13 protein-coding genes are annotated in these 16213 nt (G+C 61.4%); 2 read left to right on the forward strand and 11 right to left on the reverse strand.

The genetic code is table 11. The features are described from left to right. Positions 1-460 precede the first annotated feature (460 nt). On the forward strand, positions 461-1783 hold the full coding sequence (locus WBB95_RS29830; RefSeq protein ID WP_424490853.1) for an OprD family porin: 1323 nt from the start codon (positions 461-463) through the stop codon (positions 1781-1783). Between the two features lie 123 nt (positions 1784-1906). Next, on the forward strand, positions 1907-3448 hold the full coding sequence (locus WBB95_RS29835; RefSeq protein WP_424490854.1) for a diguanylate cyclase: 1542 nt from the start codon (positions 1907-1909) through the stop codon (positions 3446-3448). 102 nt (positions 3449-3550) lie between these two features. Here WBB95_RS29835 and lpxC read toward each other — a convergent pair whose 3' ends face one another. From lpxC to WBB95_RS29890, 11 genes are all read right to left on the reverse strand, one after another. After that, entirely contained in the window at positions 3551-4462 is a 912-nt protein-coding gene (gene lpxC, locus WBB95_RS29840; RefSeq protein WP_003216227.1) for a UDP-3-O-acyl-N-acetylglucosamine deacetylase, read from the reverse strand. Between the two features lie 112 nt (positions 4463-4574). After that, entirely contained in the window at positions 4575-5780 is a 1206-nt protein-coding gene (gene ftsZ, locus WBB95_RS29845; RefSeq protein ID WP_424490855.1) for a cell division protein FtsZ, read from the reverse strand. A 66-nt stretch (positions 5781-5846) separates the two neighbouring features. Next, complete coding sequence (ftsA, locus tag WBB95_RS29850) at positions 5847-7109, reverse strand: cell division protein FtsA (protein WP_122487589.1); 1263 nt, start codon at positions 7107-7109, stop codon at positions 5847-5849. Between the two features lie 15 nt (positions 7110-7124). After that, positions 7125-7994 carry a cell division protein FtsQ/DivIB gene (locus WBB95_RS29855; protein WP_424490856.1) on the reverse strand — a complete coding sequence of 290 codons (870 nt, stop codon included), beginning with the start codon at positions 7992-7994 and terminating at the stop codon, positions 7125-7127. A gap of 4 nt (positions 7995-7998) precedes the next feature. Next, positions 7999-8955, reverse strand: coding sequence for a D-alanine--D-alanine ligase (locus WBB95_RS29860; RefSeq protein WP_424490857.1), 957 nt, complete (start codon positions 8953-8955; stop codon positions 7999-8001). Next, complete coding sequence (murC, locus tag WBB95_RS29865) at positions 8952-10397, reverse strand: UDP-N-acetylmuramate--L-alanine ligase (RefSeq protein WP_424490858.1); 1446 nt, start codon at positions 10395-10397, stop codon at positions 8952-8954. The genes WBB95_RS29860 and murC overlap by 4 nt, the downstream gene beginning before the upstream one ends. Beyond that, positions 10390-11460: an undecaprenyldiphospho-muramoylpentapeptide beta-N-acetylglucosaminyltransferase gene (murG, locus tag WBB95_RS29870; protein ID WP_424490859.1), complete on the reverse strand. Its 1071-nt coding sequence runs from the start codon at positions 11458-11460 to the stop codon at positions 10390-10392. Before murG ends, murC begins: the two co-directional genes overlap by 8 nt. Beyond that, complete coding sequence (gene ftsW, locus WBB95_RS29875; RefSeq protein ID WP_071486025.1) at positions 11450-12673, reverse strand: putative lipid II flippase FtsW; 1224 nt, start codon at positions 12671-12673, stop codon at positions 11450-11452. The genes murG and ftsW overlap by 11 nt, the downstream gene beginning before the upstream one ends. Next, on the reverse strand, positions 12670-14016 hold the full coding sequence (gene murD / locus WBB95_RS29880) for a UDP-N-acetylmuramoyl-L-alanine--D-glutamate ligase (RefSeq protein ID WP_424490860.1): 1347 nt from the start codon (positions 14014-14016) through the stop codon (positions 12670-12672). Before murD ends, ftsW begins: the two co-directional genes overlap by 4 nt. Before the next feature lie 6 nt (positions 14017-14022). Further along, entirely contained in the window at positions 14023-15105 is a 1083-nt protein-coding gene (gene mraY, locus WBB95_RS29885; RefSeq protein ID WP_424490861.1) for a phospho-N-acetylmuramoyl-pentapeptide-transferase, read from the reverse strand. Then, a partial coding sequence (locus WBB95_RS29890) for a UDP-N-acetylmuramoyl-tripeptide--D-alanyl-D-alanine ligase (RefSeq protein WP_424490862.1) occupies positions 15105-16213 on the reverse strand: 1109 nt, incomplete at its 5' end. The genes mraY and WBB95_RS29890, both read right to left, overlap by 1 nt.

Consider the following 16213-nt stretch of genomic DNA (forward strand, 5'->3'; position numbering starts at 1 on the left):
CAAAAGTGAGCCGCTGTAAGAGCGGAACCCATACCAGCCATCACCCAAATACCGGATATGCATACCGACCAACTACCCAACCCAACCGCCTCACCGCCTTCGCGATCAAGCCCGCTCCCACATTTGGATCGCGGTGCATCAGCTGAATCCCGTTCGGCTACCAGTCCCACCCACCAACAGTAGAAGCAAGCACTTCAAATTGTTGCCATTTGGGCAACAGTCATTATCTTGTTACACTCTATATCGCACCGCTCACCTGCGTTACTTTGACGCACCGATGAGCGCGACGGCAAAGACAGCTACCCCGCTCACCCCAATTCCCCTCGACTTATTTCCAGGGCTCTACACTGGGAATCTGTCTTAAAGCCGCTGATTTCAGCGGCTTTTTTTTGCCGTAAAAAAAGGCCAGGCACACCCCCACGACATTGGCCGTTTTCGATTGACCAAAGGAGCTCCACCGGTGAAGAACTCGCTGACGTTCACCCCGCTATTCCTAGCGATTGCAGCAACGATCGCCCCCCTTGCCCGCGCGGCAGACACCACCCCCGCCGACGGTTTCGTCGAAGGCTCCCACCTCACTATCAACACCCGCAACTACTACATGAACCGCGACCGTCGCGACATCCACACCAATGACAGCAAGGAATGGGGCCAAGGCTTTCTCGGCACGTTCGAATCCGGCTACACCCAAGGCACCGTCGGTTTCGGCCTGGACGCCAACGCCATGCTCGGCCTCAAACTCGACGGCGGTGGCGGCACCGATGGGTCCAGCATCCTTCCGTACGGCAGTGGCAACGGCAAAGCCCCCGGCTCGTTCTCGACGGCGGGGGGCACCTTGAAAATGCGCGCGTTCGACACCGAGCTTAAGGCTGGCGACCTGTTCCTCAACAACCCGGTGATCGCCGGCGGCATGACGCGCATGCTGCCGCAGACCTTCCGTGGCGTGAGCGTTACCAACCACAGCTTTGACGGCTGGATGCTCGAAGGCGGCCAGGCCAGCTTCACCAAGCTCTACAACCAAAGCGGCCATCGCCGCATCGGCACCAGTTACGGCACATTGCCGGACCACGCCGACAGCCAGCACCTGGATTGGGCCGGCGTTTCGTTCAGTGGTGTTCCGGGCCTGACCAGCAACCTGTACGCCTCCGAACTCAAAGACGTGTGGCACCAGTATTACTACGACCTGGACTACACCTACGCGCTGAACGACCTGGTGAGCCTCAACCCTGGCCTGCACTACTACCACACCCAGGACACCGGGCAGTCGCTGCTGGGCAGCATCAACAACAACACCTACAGCCTGCATTTCACCGTGGGTGTGGGCAACCACAGCGTCACCGCCGCTTACCAGCGGGTCAACGGCAACACGCCGTTCGACTACATCACCCAGGGCGACAGCGTGTACCTGGACAACTCCCAGCAATACTCGGACTTCAACGGCCCGAACGAGCGTTCGTGGAAGCTCAAGTACGCCTATGACTTCGCAGGCCTCGGCATGCCTGGCCTGACCTCCGCGGTGTCCTACATCAGCGGCAAGACCGACCTGACCAAGGTGGACCCCAATAGCCGTGGCTACAGCGCCTGGTACAGCGCCGATGGCAAAGACGCCAAGCACTGGGAACGGGATATCGACCTCAAATACGTGGTGCAGGGCGGCAAGGCCAAAAATTTGGCCGTGCGCCTGCAATGGGCGACCAACCGCGGCGGCAATGGCTACGCGGCGGTCGACCGGGATGTGGATGAATACCGGGTGATCGTGGATTACCCGATCAACGTGTTTTAAGCAAAAAGCCGTCTGAGGATGCCGATCTGATGTGGGAGCACACCCACTCCCACATTGAAGCCCTGCGCCAAATTCCAGAGTTGCTACTACGCTATGGGCATCCTCGAAGCAGAAGTAAGCCCGATGAGCCCGAGCCTCTCTCGCCCCACACGTCGCCCGGAACGCTTGCTGATCGTGGGAAGCGTCCTCACGGTTTTGGTGATTGTAGGAATCGTCACGGCCCTGCTGATTCGTGAACATGCCAACACCTTGCAGACCGCCAAACGCACGGCGAGCAACATCACCCAATTGATCGATGCAGACGTGCTGCGCAACGTCGAGCTGTACGACATGACCCTCAAAGGGCTGATCGCCGCGGCCGAGCGCAATGATCTACACAGTGTTTCCGCCGACATTCGTCACCTGGTGCTGTTCGACCGCTCCACCGCCGCGCCTTACAAGGGCGACATCCTGCTGCTGGACAGCCATGGCGAGGTGATCGCGGACTCTTCGCTGCTCACTCCCAAGACCGGCAACTTCGCCGATCGCGACTATTTCCAGATACACCAGGCCAACCCCGACATCGGCCTGTACATCAGCCGCCCATTCATGGCGCGCTGCGTGTGTGACGACCAATGGCGAATCGCGTTCAGCCGCAGGGTCTCCGCGCCGGATGGGCGTTTCCAGGGCGTGGCGGTGGCCTCGATGCGCCTGTCGTACTTCCATCAGCTATTCAGTGGCTTGAACATCGGCAGCAACAGCACCATCAACCTGATCAATCAACAGGGCATCCTGCTGGCCCAGGAACCGATGCTGGAGCTGGACATGGTCGACAAAGACCTGAGCCAGCGGCCGAATGTGGCGCGCATGCTCAGGGAGCACGACGGCAGCTTTCAGGGCATCTCCAGCGTCGATCGCCAGGGGCGGCTCTACACTTTTTCCAGCGTCGGCGATCTGCCGCTGATCGTGGCGGTAGCGCTGTCTACCGACGAAATATTCGCCCAATGGAAGCGTGCGGCACTGCTGATCAGCCTCGCAACCGGGGTGCTGTGCATTGGCCTGCTATGGATGGCGTGGATGCTGAGCAATGAGCTGCGCCGCCGTCATCGCGCCGAGCAGGTGCTGTCAGAACTGGCAGCCACCGATGCGCTCACCGGCCTGGCAAACCGCCGCACCCTGGACCAGCGCCTGCGCCTGGAATGGGACCGCGCCCAGCGCTCCACCGAACCGCTGACGTTGCTGATGATCGACGTGGACCACTTCAAGGCGTTCAACGACCGTCACGGCCATCATGGCGGCGACGAGGCATTGCGCAAGGTCGCCCAGGTGATCAGCGACAACATCCGTCGCCCGGCCGACCTGGCGGCGCGGTATGGCGGAGAGGAGTTCGCGGTGGTGCTGCCGCATACCGACGCCAAGGGCGCCTGGGTAATCGCTGAACACATCCGCAGCAGCGTCGAGCATTTGCCACGGGCAGCCAATGCCGAGCGCCCGATTACGGTGAGCATCGGCATGAGCAGCTGGGATAAACGCAGCCGCATGTCGCTGGAGGCATTGTTGCTCAGTGCAGACCAGGCGTTGTATGAGGCCAAGCACAGCGGGCGTAATCGGATCGTTAGCGCTGATGATCGTTCCCACGCTCCGCGTGGGAATGCAGCAGGGGACGCTCCGCGTCCCAAAGCCTGACGCAGAGCGCCACAAGAGTTATGCCCACGCGGTGGGAACAATCGGCATAAAAAAGGCCACCCGAAGGCAGCCTTTCAAAACTAAAGAAAAGAGAGTTGTTACTTACACCGCCGCAACGGGACGCATGTAAGAGATCGGTGCGGTGCTGGCATCTTCGAAGGTCACGACTTCCCAAGCGTCTGTCTGTGCAATCAACTTGCGCAGAAGCTGGTTGTTAAGGGCGTGGCCCGACTTGAAGCCTTTGAACTCGCCTATCAGGCTATTGCCCAGCAGGTAGAGGTCACCGATTGCATCGAGGATCTTGTGCTTCACGAATTCGTCTTCGTAGCGAAGGCCGTCTTCGTTCAGTACACCATCCGCGTCGACCACAATGGCGTTTTCAACGCTGCCGCCGAGTGCGAGGTTGTGCTTGCGCAGGTACTCGATGTCACTCATGAAACCAAAGGTACGGGCGCGGCTGACTTCTTTTACGAACGAAGTGCTGGAAAAATCCACGCTTGCACTTTGGGTGCGGTCACGGAATACCGGGTGATCGAAATCGATCTCAAAGCTCACTTTAAAGCCTTCGAACGGGACGAAGGTGGCGCGCTTGTCGCCGTCTTCTACTGTCACTTCCCGCAGAATGCGAATGAACTTCTTGGCTGCGTCCTGTTCTTCCAGGCCGGCAGATTGAATCAAGAATACGAAGGGTCCAGCGCTGCCATCCATGATGGGGACTTCGGACGCGGAGAGCTCGACGTAGGCGTTATCGATGCCCAGGCCAGCCATGGCCGAGAGCAAGTGCTCCACCGTGTCCACTTTGACGTCACCGTTGACCAACGTGGTCGACATCGTGGTTTCGCCAACGTTTTCCGCGCGAGCAGGAATCTGCACCACAGGGTCCAGGTCGGCACGAACAAACACGATGCCGGTGTCGACAGGTGCGGGCTTGAGGGTCAGGTATACCTTCTCCCCGGAGTGCAGACCTACACCTGTGGCACGGATAATATTCTTCAGGGTGCGTTGTTTAATCATGGCTTGGACCGCTTCAGCGCAAATTGCGAACTGGTATCAACAAAGGCTGGCGATAATAACAGACCAGACCTTTGCTGAACACCAATCACCTTCATAGCCCTGATACATTCCATTAATCGGCCTGACGACGCAGGAATGCCGGGATGTCCAGATAGTCCAGATCATCTTGCGGATTCAAGCTACGGGACGCAGCAGCACCGGCCTGAGCCTGGTTGCGCATCACGGTCGGACGGTCCAGGTCACGGTAGTTCACAGACGGCAGTTCCTGGCGCGACGGCGCTGGAGCGGCAGCTTGCTGGCTGGCGTGGCTGTTATGGCCGGTGTGAACGGTGTTGTCGATAACCTTCACAGGCTTCTCGATTTTCGCGCCCAGGCCGGTAGCAACCACGGTCACGTGCAGTTCATCGCGCATGTCCGGATCGATAACGGTACCGACTTTGACCATTGCGTGCTCGGAAGCGAAGGCTTCGATGATGCTACCCACGTCGGAGTACTCACCCAGGGACAGGTCAGGACCGGCGGTGATGTTCACCAGGATGCCGCGTGCACCTTGCAGGTTCACGTCTTCCAGCAACGGGTTGCGAATCGCCGCTTCAGTGGCTTCACGCGCACGGTTCGGACCGCTGGCGCAGCCAGTGCCCATCATCGCCATGCCCATTTCGCTCATGACAGTACGTACGTCGGCAAAGTCGACGTTGATCATGCCCGGGCGCTTGATGATGTCGGAGATACCGCGAACGGCACCGGCCAGTACATCGTCAGCCTTGGCGAATGCGGACAGCAGGCTTGCGTCCTTGCCCAGGATGGTCAGCAGCTTCTCGTTGGGAATGGTGATCAACGAGTCGACGCTTTCAGACAGCAGACGGATGCCTTCGTCGGCGATCTGCATGCGCTTGCGGCCTTCGAACGGGAACGGACGCGTCACGACAGCAACGGTCAGAATCCCCATTTCCTTGGCCACTTCGGCAATGATCGGGGCTGCACCGGTACCGGTACCGCCGCCCATGCCGGTGGTGATGAACACCATGTTGGTGCCTTGCAGCACTTCAGCAATACGCTCGCGGTCTTCCAGCGCGGCTTGACGGCCGACTTCCGGGTTGGCGCCAGCGCCGAGGCCCTTGGTCACGGCTGTGCCCAATTGCAGGATGGTCCGCGCGCCGATGCTCTTCAGCGCCTGGGCATCAGTGTTGGCGCAGATGAATTCAACGCCTTCAATGTTGCTCTTGACCATGTGATTGACAGCGTTGCCGCCGCCACCGCCGACACCGATTACTTTGATAACCGGGCTTGCGGGGATGTTGTCTACGAGTTCAAACATGTTCCCTCTCCTTTCGTTTTCTCTAGTTTTTTCGCCTACTGCTTACTGCGGTGTTGCGGTAAATCTTTAGAAATTGCCTTTTACCCAAGCCTGCAGCCGTTCGAACAACGGCGCTTTCGCTTCGTCGTCGTTGCGGTAGCTGTCACGGATGCTCGGGCCCGACAGGGAAATGCCGTCGGTCTGCTTCTGCAGCCCGTACAACAGCAAGCCCACACCGGTGGAATAAATCGGGTTGCGCACTACGTCGCCCAGGCCTTTGACGCCGTGGGGCACGCCCAGGCGAACCGGCATGTGGAAGATTTCTTCGGCCAGTTCGACCGCGCCTTCCATCTTCGAGGTGCCGCCGGTCAGCACGATGCCGGCCGGGATCAAATCTTCGTAGCCACTGCGGCGCAGTTCAGCCTGGATCAGGGTGAACAGCTCGTCGTAGCGCGGCTCGACCACTTCGGCCAAGGCCTGGCGCGACAGCTCACGCGGTGGACGGTCGCCCACGCTTGGCACCTTGATGGTCTCGCCGGCACCGGCCAGCTTGGCCAGGGCGCAGGCGTAACGGATCTTGATTTCTTCGGCGTACTGGGTCGGTGTACGCAACGCCATGGCGATGTCGTTGGTGACCTGGTCGCCGGCAATCGGGATCACGGCGGTGTGACGGATCGCACCTTCGGTGAAAATCGCGATGTCGGTGGTGCCGCCGCCGATGTCCACCAGGCACACGCCCAGCTCTTTTTCGTCGTCGGTCAATACCGAGTAGGCCGAGGCCAACTGCTCAAGAATGATGTCGTCGATTTCCAGGCCACAGCGACGCACGCATTTTTCAATGTTCTGTGCAGCGTTGACGGCGCAGGTCACCACGTGAACCTTGGCTTCCAGGCGTACGCCCGACATGCCCAACGGCTCACGCACGCCTTCCTGGTTATCGATCACGTAGTCCTGCGGCAGCGTGTGCAGCACGCGCTGGTCAGCCGGAATCGCCACGGCCTGGGCGGCGTCGAGTACACGCTCAAGGTCAGCCGCGCTGACTTCACGGTCGCGGATCGCCACGATGCCGTGGGAGTTCAGGCTGCGGATATGGTTGCCGGCCACGCCGACGAACGCCGAGTGAATCCGGCAACCGGCCATCAGCTGCGCTTCTTCGATGGCGCGCTGGATCGATTGCACGGTGGACTCAATGTTCACCACCACGCCCTTCTTCAGGCCCCGGGACGGATGCGTGCCGATACCGACGATTTCGATAACACCGTCTTCACCGACCTCGCCGACCAGCGCCACCACTTTGGAGGTGCCGATATCGAGACCGACGATCATTTTTCCGCTTTGCACGTTTGCCATGGGTCCTGCCTCTTCTTAATTCTTCGCGACAGCGGGTTTGGCTGTCGTCGGCGCAGCTGGTTCACGCCAGCCGACGGCCAGGCCGTTGGCGTAACGCAGGTCGACGCTCGCAATGTTCGTAATCTGTTCTTTCAAGGTCTTGTCATAGATGGCAATAAAGCGGCGCATCTTTTCCACCAAGCGGTCGCGTCCCAGCAACAACTCGATGCCCGGGCCGGAACTGCCTGCCCCGGTCGTCAAAAACCAGCTGCCCCGCTCACGCAATTCCAGGCGTGCGATGGAGAAGCCCAGCGGCCGCAGCATCTGGCTCAAGGCCTGGTACTGCTGCATCACTTGCTGTTGCGCCCGCTGCGGCCCGAACAACTGCGGCAGGTGCTCGTAATTCGCCACTTCGCGAGGCGCAAATGCCTGGCCCTGGTTGTTCAACAGCGCGCCATCACCCCAACGGGCGACGGGCAGTTGCTCTTCCAGGCGGATCGTCACCTGGTCCGGCCAGACGCGGCGGACCTCGGCGTGGGCGATCCACGGCATCTGCTCCAGCTCCGCGCGCATACCGGCCAGGTCGATGGTAAAGAAGCTCGCCGCCAGGTACGGGCCGATGCGCTGCTGTACCGCTTGCTGGCTGATGTAGCTCAGGTCGCCTTGCACGCTGATCTTGGTGATCGGTCGGTCGGCATACGGCAACAGACGCTGTGCGCCCTCATAAGTGCCGAAGCCCAACACCACCAGCAACACCGGCCAGAACAACGCTTTGATAAAGCCAAAGTTGGCTTTCGGCAGGCGCGCCGACATCGGCTCTTTAGCCACCATCCGGCTGGCGCCCCGTGGCACCGGCTTGCGGCCGGGTGCTTGCGGGGGCTGATGACGAAGCGATGCGCCGTTCATGTGCTTAGCCTCTTGGCTCAATGCTTGCGGCGAGGATCGCCAGCACCAACTGCTGGAAATCCAGACCGGCGGCACGAGCAGCCATAGGTACCAGGCTGTGATCGGTCATGCCGGGAGCGGTGTTGACTTCAAGGAACCAGAAATTCCCTTGGTCATCCTGCATCACGTCTGCCCGCGCCCAACCGGCGATACCCAGCGCCTCACAGGCTTTCGCCGTGAGGTCCATCAATTCCTGTTCCTTGGTTGCGTCGAGGCCGCACGGGATCCGGTACTGAGTGTCGGAAGCCACGTACTTGGCGTCGTAGTCGTAAAAGGTGTGGGGGGTGCCCAATGCGATAGGCGGCAATACCTGGCCACGCAGGGTGGCGATGGTGTACTCAGGGCCTTGAATCCACTGTTCCACCAACACTTGCGAATCGTAGGTACTTGCCGCTTTCCATGCGTCGATCAATTCGGCGGCCGAGTTCACTTTAGCCATGCCGATACTGGAGCCTTCATGGGCAGGTTTGACGATCAAAGGCAGGCCCAGTTCCTTGGCTGCAGAAATACAATCGTCTTCGCTGCACAGCACGCTGTGACGCGGGGTTGGAATACCCAGGCTGTGCCACACCTGCTTGGTGCGCAACTTGTCCATTGCCAGTGCCGACGCGAGGATGCCGCTGCCGGTATACGGGATGCCCAGGCACTCCAACAGGCCTTGCATGCTGCCGTCTTCACCGCCACGGCCGTGCAAAATGATGAAGGCACGGTCGATCTTTTCGGCCTGCAGACGGGCGAGGAAATCATCGCCTACGTCGATGCCGAATGCGTTCACACCGGCATTTTGCAAGGCTTCAAGCACGGCATTGCCGGACTTGAGCGACACTTCACGCTCAGCGCTTTTGCCGCCGAACAATACCGCCACACGGCCGAAGTCGGCAGGAGCGATGGTGGAGAACAGGGTGCCGAAATCGGTGGTCATTTCGACTTCTCCTGCACGGCGGCAAACAGCGGGCTCGCCAGCAATTTAGGCGCAAGACCACCGATATCACCGGCGCCCTGGCACAGCAGGATGTCACCGGCACGCAGCAGCGGCTTGACGATCGGCGCCAGGTCCACACCGCGTTCGATGTAGATCGGGTCGAGTTGCCCGCGCTGACGGATGCTGTTGCACAGCTTGCGGCTGTCGGCGCCCGGAATCGGTTCTTCACCGGCCGGGTAGACTTCCATCAGCAGCAGCACATTGGCGTCGGCCAATACATTGACGAAATCGTCGTACAAGTCGCGCGTGCGGCTGTAGCGGTGCGGCTGGTACACCATCACCAGGCGGCGCTCCGGCCAGCCACCGCGAACGGCTTTGATCACCGCGGCGACTTCGGTCGGGTGGTGACCGTAGTCGTCCACCAGCATCACGTCACCACCTTCTACCGGCAGTTGGCCGTAGACCTGGAAGCGACGGCCCACACCGGCAAAGCGCGACAGACCTTCAACGATGGCTTCATCACTGACGCCTTCATCGGACGCAATGCAGATGGTCGCCAGGGAGTTGAGCACGTTGTGGTTGCCCGGCATGTTCACGGACACATCCAGCGGCTCACGGTCAGGGCGCAGCACGGTGAAGAAGGTTTGCATGCCTGCCTGGCGCACATTGATAGCGCGCACGTCAGCGTCTTCGCTGAAGCCGTAAGTCACGGTTGGGCGCTTGACCAAGGGCAGGATTTCACGCACCACCGGGTCATCGAGGCACACCACCGCTAAACCGTAGAACGGCAGGTTGTGCAGGAACTCGACGAAGGTTTTCTTCAACTTGTTGAAGTCACCGTCGTAGGTGGCCATGTGGTCTTCGTCGATATTGGTGACCACAGCGACCAGCGGTTGCAGGTGCAGGAAGCTGGCGTCACTTTCATCGGCTTCGGCGATCAGGTAGCGGCTGGTGCCGAGCTGCGCATTGGTGCCCGCTGCATTCAGGCGCCCACCGATCACAAAGGTCGGGTCCAGGCCACCGGCGGCGAACACCGAGGCGATCAGGCTGGTGGTGGTGGTCTTGCCGTGGGTACCGGCGACGGCGATGCCGTGGCGATAGCGCATCAGCTCGGCCAGCATCTCGGCGCGTGGCACTACCGGAATGCGCCGCTCCAGTGCGGTGGCCACTTCCGGGTTGGAGGTGTTGACGGCACTGGACACCACGAGCACGTCAGCCTCGGCGGCGTTCTCAGCACGGTGGCCGATAAAGATCTGCGCGCCAAACGACTTCAGGCGGTCGGTGACCGGCGACTCTTTCAAGTCCGAGCCAGACACCTGATAGCCCAGGTTCAACAATACTTCGGCAATGCCACACATGCCCACGCCGCCGATGCCGACAAAGTGAATGCGACGGATGCGGCGCATCTCGGGTTGCGGCATGGCTTTCTGATTCTCAACCATGGGCCACCTCCAGGCAGATATCGACCACGGTGCGGGTTGCGTCAGGTTTGGCCAGGCGGCTTGCGGTGCTCGCCATGCTGTTGAGTCGTTCCGGTTGCATCAAAACCTCGGTCAGGCGTGCGGCCAAATCGGCGGCGCCAGTCGTTCTTTGCGGCAGCAGGAAGGCAGCGCCCTCCCCGGCCAAATATTCGGCGTTGCGGGTCTGGTGATCGTCGATGGCGTGGGGCAAAGGCACCAGCAAGGACGGCAGACCGGCGGCGGCCAGTTCACTGACGGTCAACGCACCAGCGCGACAGACCACCAGGTCGGCCCAGCCATAGGCTTGGGCCATGTCTTTGATGAAGGGCTGCACAGTGGCGTCCACACCGGCGTCGCGATAACGCGTTGCGGTGACTTCATCGTGGTTCTTGCCCGCCTGATGGAAGATTTCGGGGCGCAGTTCCACAGGGAGTTGCGCCACCGCTTCCGGCAGCAATTTGTTCAAAGGCTCTGCGCCCAGGCTTCCGCCAAGGATCAGCAGGTGCGCCTTGCGCCCGGGCAGTGCCTGGCGGGCAATGTCCATGAACAGTTCGGTACGCACCGGGTTGCCGGTGGTGCGAAGCTTGTCCGAGGCAGCAAAGGTTTTCGGGAACGCTTCACACACTCGCGTGGCCAACGGCACCAGCAAGCGGTTCGCGGTACCGGCGACGGCGTTCTGCTCGTGCACGATCACCGGCACACCAGCGAGCTTGGCGGCAACGCCACCTGGGCCGGTCACATAACCGCCGAAGCCGAGCACGCATACCGGCTTCAATTCACGCATCACTTTGCGCGCCTGCCACACCGCCTTGAGCAACACGAACGGCGCCTTGAGCAGGGACAATTTGCCCTTGCCACGCAAACCGGTGACGTTGATCAAATGCAGTGGCAAACCGGCACTCGGTACCAATTCGTTTTCGATGCCGCGCGGTGTACCGAGCCAGTGCACGGTATAGCCACGGTTCTGGAACTCCCGCGCGCACGCCAGGGCCGGGAACACATGGCCCCCGGTGCCGCCCGCCATGATCAGCACGTTAGCGCCCATGGTTCGGCTCCTCGGCAAAATCGCTTTCGCTGAATTCCATCTCTTCGCTGCCCAGGTGGGTTCGACTCTCCCACTCGATGCGCAGCAACAAGCCCAGGCACGCGCAGCAGATCACCAGCGAGCTGCCGCCGTAACTGAGGAACGGCAAGGTCAGGCCCTTGGTCGGCAGCAGGCCGACGTTCACACCGATGTTGATCAGGAACTGGCCGATCCACAGGAACGACAAGCCATACGCCACGTAGGCGGCGAAATACTGTTTGGCCTTTTCGGCCCACAGGCCGATGTACATGCCGCGTACACACACGAACACGAACAGCGCGACGGTGCACAACGAACCGACCACGCCGAGCTCTTCGGCGAGTACCGAGAACACGAAGTCGGTGTGCGCTTCCGGCAGGTAGAACTGCTTCTGTACGCTGTTGCCCAGGCCCACGCCCAGCCACTCGCCGCGACCGAAGGCGATCAGTGCCTGGGTCAACTGGTAGCCGGAACCGAACTGGTCGGACCATGGGTCGGTGAAGGTGATCAGACGCGCCATTCGATAGGGTTGCGCCTGTACCAATACCGTCACCGCCGCGACCGCCAGCACCACCATCAAGGTGAAGCGGAACAGCCCGACGCCGCCGAGGAACAGCATCGCCGCCGCCGCGCCCATCATTACGACGGTGGCGCCGAAGTCGGGCTCCATCAGCAACAGGCCGGCCATGGGCAGCAGCACGATGAATGGCTTGAAGAAGCCCATCCAGCTTTCGCGCACTTCTTTCTGGCGACGCACCAGGTAGCCAGCGAGGTAGATCACCACAAACACTTTGGCGATTTCCGACGGCTGCACGTTGAACGCGCCGAAGCCAATCCAGCGCATCGAACCGTTCACCTCGCGGCCGATGCCGGGGAGGATCACCATGATCAGCAAGCCGAACGCACCGATGAGCATCAGCCAACCCAGGCGCTGCCAGGTGGCGATGGGAATCATCATGGTGACGATGCAGGCGCCGAGGCCGATCACCAGGTACACCAGGTGACGGATCATCATGTAAAGGGTGTTGCCCGACTGCACGGCCGCCACTTCGGAGGAAGCCGAGGTGATCATCACCAGGCCCAGGCCGAGCAGCGCGAGGCAGCCGGCGAGCATGGGGAAGTCGAGGTCGATGCCACGCCCGGTAATGATCGGCGATGGGTACGGCTTGATGATATTCCTGAAGTTGATGCTCATGCCAAGGCCTCCACGGCGCGGGCGAACAGCTGGCCGCGCTCTTCGTAGTTCTTGAACATGTCGAAACTGGCGCACGCCGGCGACAGCAGCACGGCATCGCCTGGCTGGGCCAGGGCTTTGCATTGGGCAATGGCGTCGTCCAGCGACGTCGCACGCACGTGCGGCACGCCGTCGCCGAGGGCGGCGGCGATCACGTCGGAGTCGCGGCCCATCAGCACCACGGCGCGGCAGTGTTCAGCCACCGGCCCTTTGAGGTCCTTGAAGTCCGCGCCTTTGCCGTCGCCGCCGGCGATCAGTACCAGCTTGCCGTCGATATCGGCACCCAGGCCTTCGATGGCGGCCAAGGCAGCACCGACGTTGGTGGCTTTGGAATCGTTGTAATAGCTGACGCCGTTGAGGTCGCGCACCCACTGGCAGCGGTGCTCAAGACCGGCAAAAGTGCGCAGGCTCGACAGCATGGCATCGAACGGCAGGCCGACCGCATGGCCCAGCGCCAGGGCCGCCAAGGCATTGGACTGGTTGTGTGCGCCACGGATTTTCAGCTCGCGCACCGGCATGAGGTTCTGGAATTCGAAGGCCAAGTATTTCTCGCCGTTCTCTTCGCGAATGCCGAAGGCCTTGAAGTCGGGTTTGCCGAGACCGAAGGTCCAGCATGGCAGGCCCTCGCCCATCAGCGGACGGCTCAGGGCATCCTGGCGGTTGACCACAAACTGCTTGGCGCCGCGGAAGATCCGGTGCTTGGCCAGGTGGTACGCCGGCAGGCCGCTGTAGCGGTCCATGTGGTCTTCACTCACGTTCAATACGGTCGCCACTTCAGCGCCGAGGTCGTGGGTGGTTTCAAGCTGGAAGCTCGACAGCTCCATCACGTACAACTCGACGTCGTCGCTGAGCAAATCCAGCGCCGGCGTGCCGAGGTTGCCGCCCACGGCCACGCGCTTGCCGGCCGCAACCGCCATCTCACCGACCAGGGTGGTCACGGTGCTTTTCGCATTGGAGCCGCTGATGGCCACGATCGGCGCCTTCGCGTTACGCGCGAACAGGTCGATATCGCCGGACAGCTTCACGCCACGCGCCGCTGCGGCTTGCAGGGCCGGTGTCGCCAGGGCCAGGCCCGGGCTCACGTAAAGCTCGTCGGCACGGCACAGAAACTCGACATCCAGCTCGCCACAACGCACTTCCACGTGCGGGTAGTCACGGCGCAGCGTGACCAGCTCCGGTGGATTTTCCCGCGTATCGGCGACGGCAAACGACGTGCCCCGGTTCGCCAGGAAGCGAACCAGGGACATGCCGCTCTTGCCGAGGCCGACAACGATGCGGAAGTGGTCTGAAGCGATCAGGGACACTCGTTTCTACCTCAGTTTCAGGGTGGCAAGGCCGACCAGGACCAGAATCACGGTGATGATCCAGAAACGGACGATCACGCGCGGCTCAGGCCAGCCCTTGAGTTCAAAGTGGTGGTGAATCGGCGCCATGCGGAACACGCGGCGCCCGGTCAATTTGAAGGAGGCCACCTGGATGACCACCGACAGGGTTTCCATCACGAACACACCGCCCATGATGAACAGCACAATTTCCTGGCGGACGATCACCGCGATGGTGCCCAAGGCTGCGCCCAGCGCCAGCGCGCCGACGTCGCCCATGAAGACTTGCGCCGGGTAGGTGTTGAACCACAGGAACCCCAGGCCGGCACCGATCAGCGCGCCGCAGAACACAATCAATTCGCCCGCGCCCGGTACATAGGGGATCAGCAGGTATTCAGCGAATTTCACGTTACCCGACAGGTAGCAGAAGATGCCGAGCGCCCCGCCGACCATCACCGTCGGCATGATCGCCAGGCCGTCGAGGCCGTCAGTCAGGTTCACCGCGTTGCTGGAGCCGACGATCACGAAGTAGGTGAGCACCACGAAGCCGATGCCCAATGGAATGCTGGCGTCCTTGAGCATCGGGATGATCAGGGTGGTCTCGACCGCGCTTGGCGCAGTCGCATAAAGGAAGATCGCCGCGCCCAGGCCAAACACCGACTGCCAGAAATACTTCCAGCGGCTCGGCAGGCCCTTGGAGTTTTTCTCGATCACTTTGCGGTAGTCATCAACCCAGCCGATGGCGCCGAACAACAGGGTCACCAGCAGCACCGTCCAGACGTAGCGGTTGTGCAGGTCGGCCCACAGCAAGGTGCTGATGCCGATGGACGACAGGATCAACGCGCCGCCCATGGTCGGGGTGCCGGATTTGGACAGGTGCGACTGCGGGCCGTCATTACGAACCGATTGACCAATTTGCAGGTTCTGCAGGGTGCGGATCATCCACGGCCCCAGGAACAGCGACAGAGACAGCGCGGTCAGCACACCCAGGATCCCGCGCAGGGTCAGGTACTGAAAGACCGCGAAGCCTTTGTGGAACTGTTGCAGATACTCAGCCAGCAGCAGCAGCATTAATGTTTCTCCGTACTTGAGCCACACAAGGCCGCGACGACGTTTTCCATCACCGCGCTGCGCGATCCCTTGATCAAAATGGTTGTGTTTTTATCGTGTTCAGCCGCCGTCAGCGCCTGGATCAACTCGGCCTGGGTTGCGAAATGCCGTGCACCGGGGCCGAAGGCTTCAACAGCGTGAGCCATGTTCGTGCCGACCGCGTAGAGCGCGTCGACTTTGCCACGGGCGTAGGCGCCGACTTCGCGGTGCCCTTGTTCAGCCCAGTCGCCCAACTCACCAATGTCGCCCAGCACCAGCACCTTGCGCCCGGCAAAGCCCGTCAACAGGTCGACAGCAGCATTAATGGAGGACGGGTTGGCGTTGTAGGTGTCGTCGATCACACGCATGCCGTTAGTCGCCAATTGCGCGACGGTGCGGCCCTTGACCGGCTGCACTGCGCCAAGCCCGGTGGCGATGCCGAACAGCGACACGCCCAAGGCGGACGCCGCAGCGGCAGCGGCCAAGGCATTGGCGACGTTATGGTTGCCGAGCAGGTTCAACTGCACGTGTTCATCGCCTTGCGGTGTGTGCAAGGTAAAGGACGGGCAGCCACGGGCATCGACGGTGATGTTGGAGGCGTGGAAATCAGCTGCCGCGTTCAGCACGGCAAACGTCAGGACTTTGCGACCGGCCGTGCGTAGACGCCAGGTCTCGAAAGCCTTGTCGTCGAGGTTCAATACCGCGGTGCCCGACGCATCGAGGCCTTCGAGGATTTCACCTTTGGCTTCGACGATTTTCTCAGGGCCACCGAACTCGCCGACATGCGCGGTACCGGCGTTGTTGATAATTGCCACGTGGGGCTTGGTCAGCGCCACGGTGTAGGCGATTTCGCCGATGCGCGAAGCGCCCAGCTCGATCACCGCCGCCGTGTGTTCCGGGGCCAGTTCGAGCAGGGTCAGCGGCGCGCCGAAATCGTTGTTCAGGTTGCCACGGGTGGCGAGCACCGGCCCGCGTGTACGCAGGACACCGGCGAGCAATTCCTTGACTGTGGTTTTACCGCTGGAACCGGTGATGGCGGCAACCGGCTTATCAAAGGCGGCGCGGTTCAATGCGCCCAGCTGGCCGAGGG

The organism is Pseudomonas sp., from assembly GCF_049645325.1.
Lineage (GTDB): Bacteria > Pseudomonadota > Gammaproteobacteria > Pseudomonadales > Pseudomonadaceae > Aquipseudomonas.

What these genes read in the sequence shown, in the direction of transcription:
- WBB95_RS29835 (WP_424490854.1), top strand. Translation starts at nt 1,907, where the DNA reads ATGAGCCCGAGCCTCTCTCGCCCCACACGTCGCCCGGAACGCTTGCTG.
- lpxC (WP_003216227.1), bottom strand. Translation starts at nt 4,462, where the DNA reads ATGATTAAACAACGCACCCTGAAGAATATTATCCGTGCCACAGGTGTA.
- ftsZ (WP_424490855.1), bottom strand. Translation starts at nt 5,780, where the DNA reads ATGTTTGAACTCGTAGACAACATCCCCGCAAGCCCGGTTATCAAAGTA.
- ftsA (WP_122487589.1), bottom strand. Translation starts at nt 7,109, where the DNA reads ATGGCAAACGTGCAAAGCGGAAAAATGATCGTCGGTCTCGATATCGGC.
- WBB95_RS29855 (WP_424490856.1), bottom strand. Translation starts at nt 7,994, where the DNA reads ATGAACGGCGCATCGCTTCGTCATCAGCCCCCGCAAGCACCCGGCCGC.
- WBB95_RS29860 (WP_424490857.1), bottom strand. Translation starts at nt 8,955, where the DNA reads ATGACCACCGATTTCGGCACCCTGTTCTCCACCATCGCTCCTGCCGAC.
- murC (WP_424490858.1), bottom strand. Translation starts at nt 10,397, where the DNA reads ATGGTTGAGAATCAGAAAGCCATGCCGCAACCCGAGATGCGCCGCATC.
- murG (WP_424490859.1), bottom strand. Translation starts at nt 11,460, where the DNA reads ATGGGCGCTAACGTGCTGATCATGGCGGGCGGCACCGGGGGCCATGTG.
- ftsW (WP_071486025.1), bottom strand. Translation starts at nt 12,673, where the DNA reads ATGAGCATCAACTTCAGGAATATCATCAAGCCGTACCCATCGCCGATC.
- mraY (WP_424490861.1), bottom strand. Translation starts at nt 15,105, where the DNA reads ATGCTGCTGCTGCTGGCTGAGTATCTGCAACAGTTCCACAAAGGCTTC.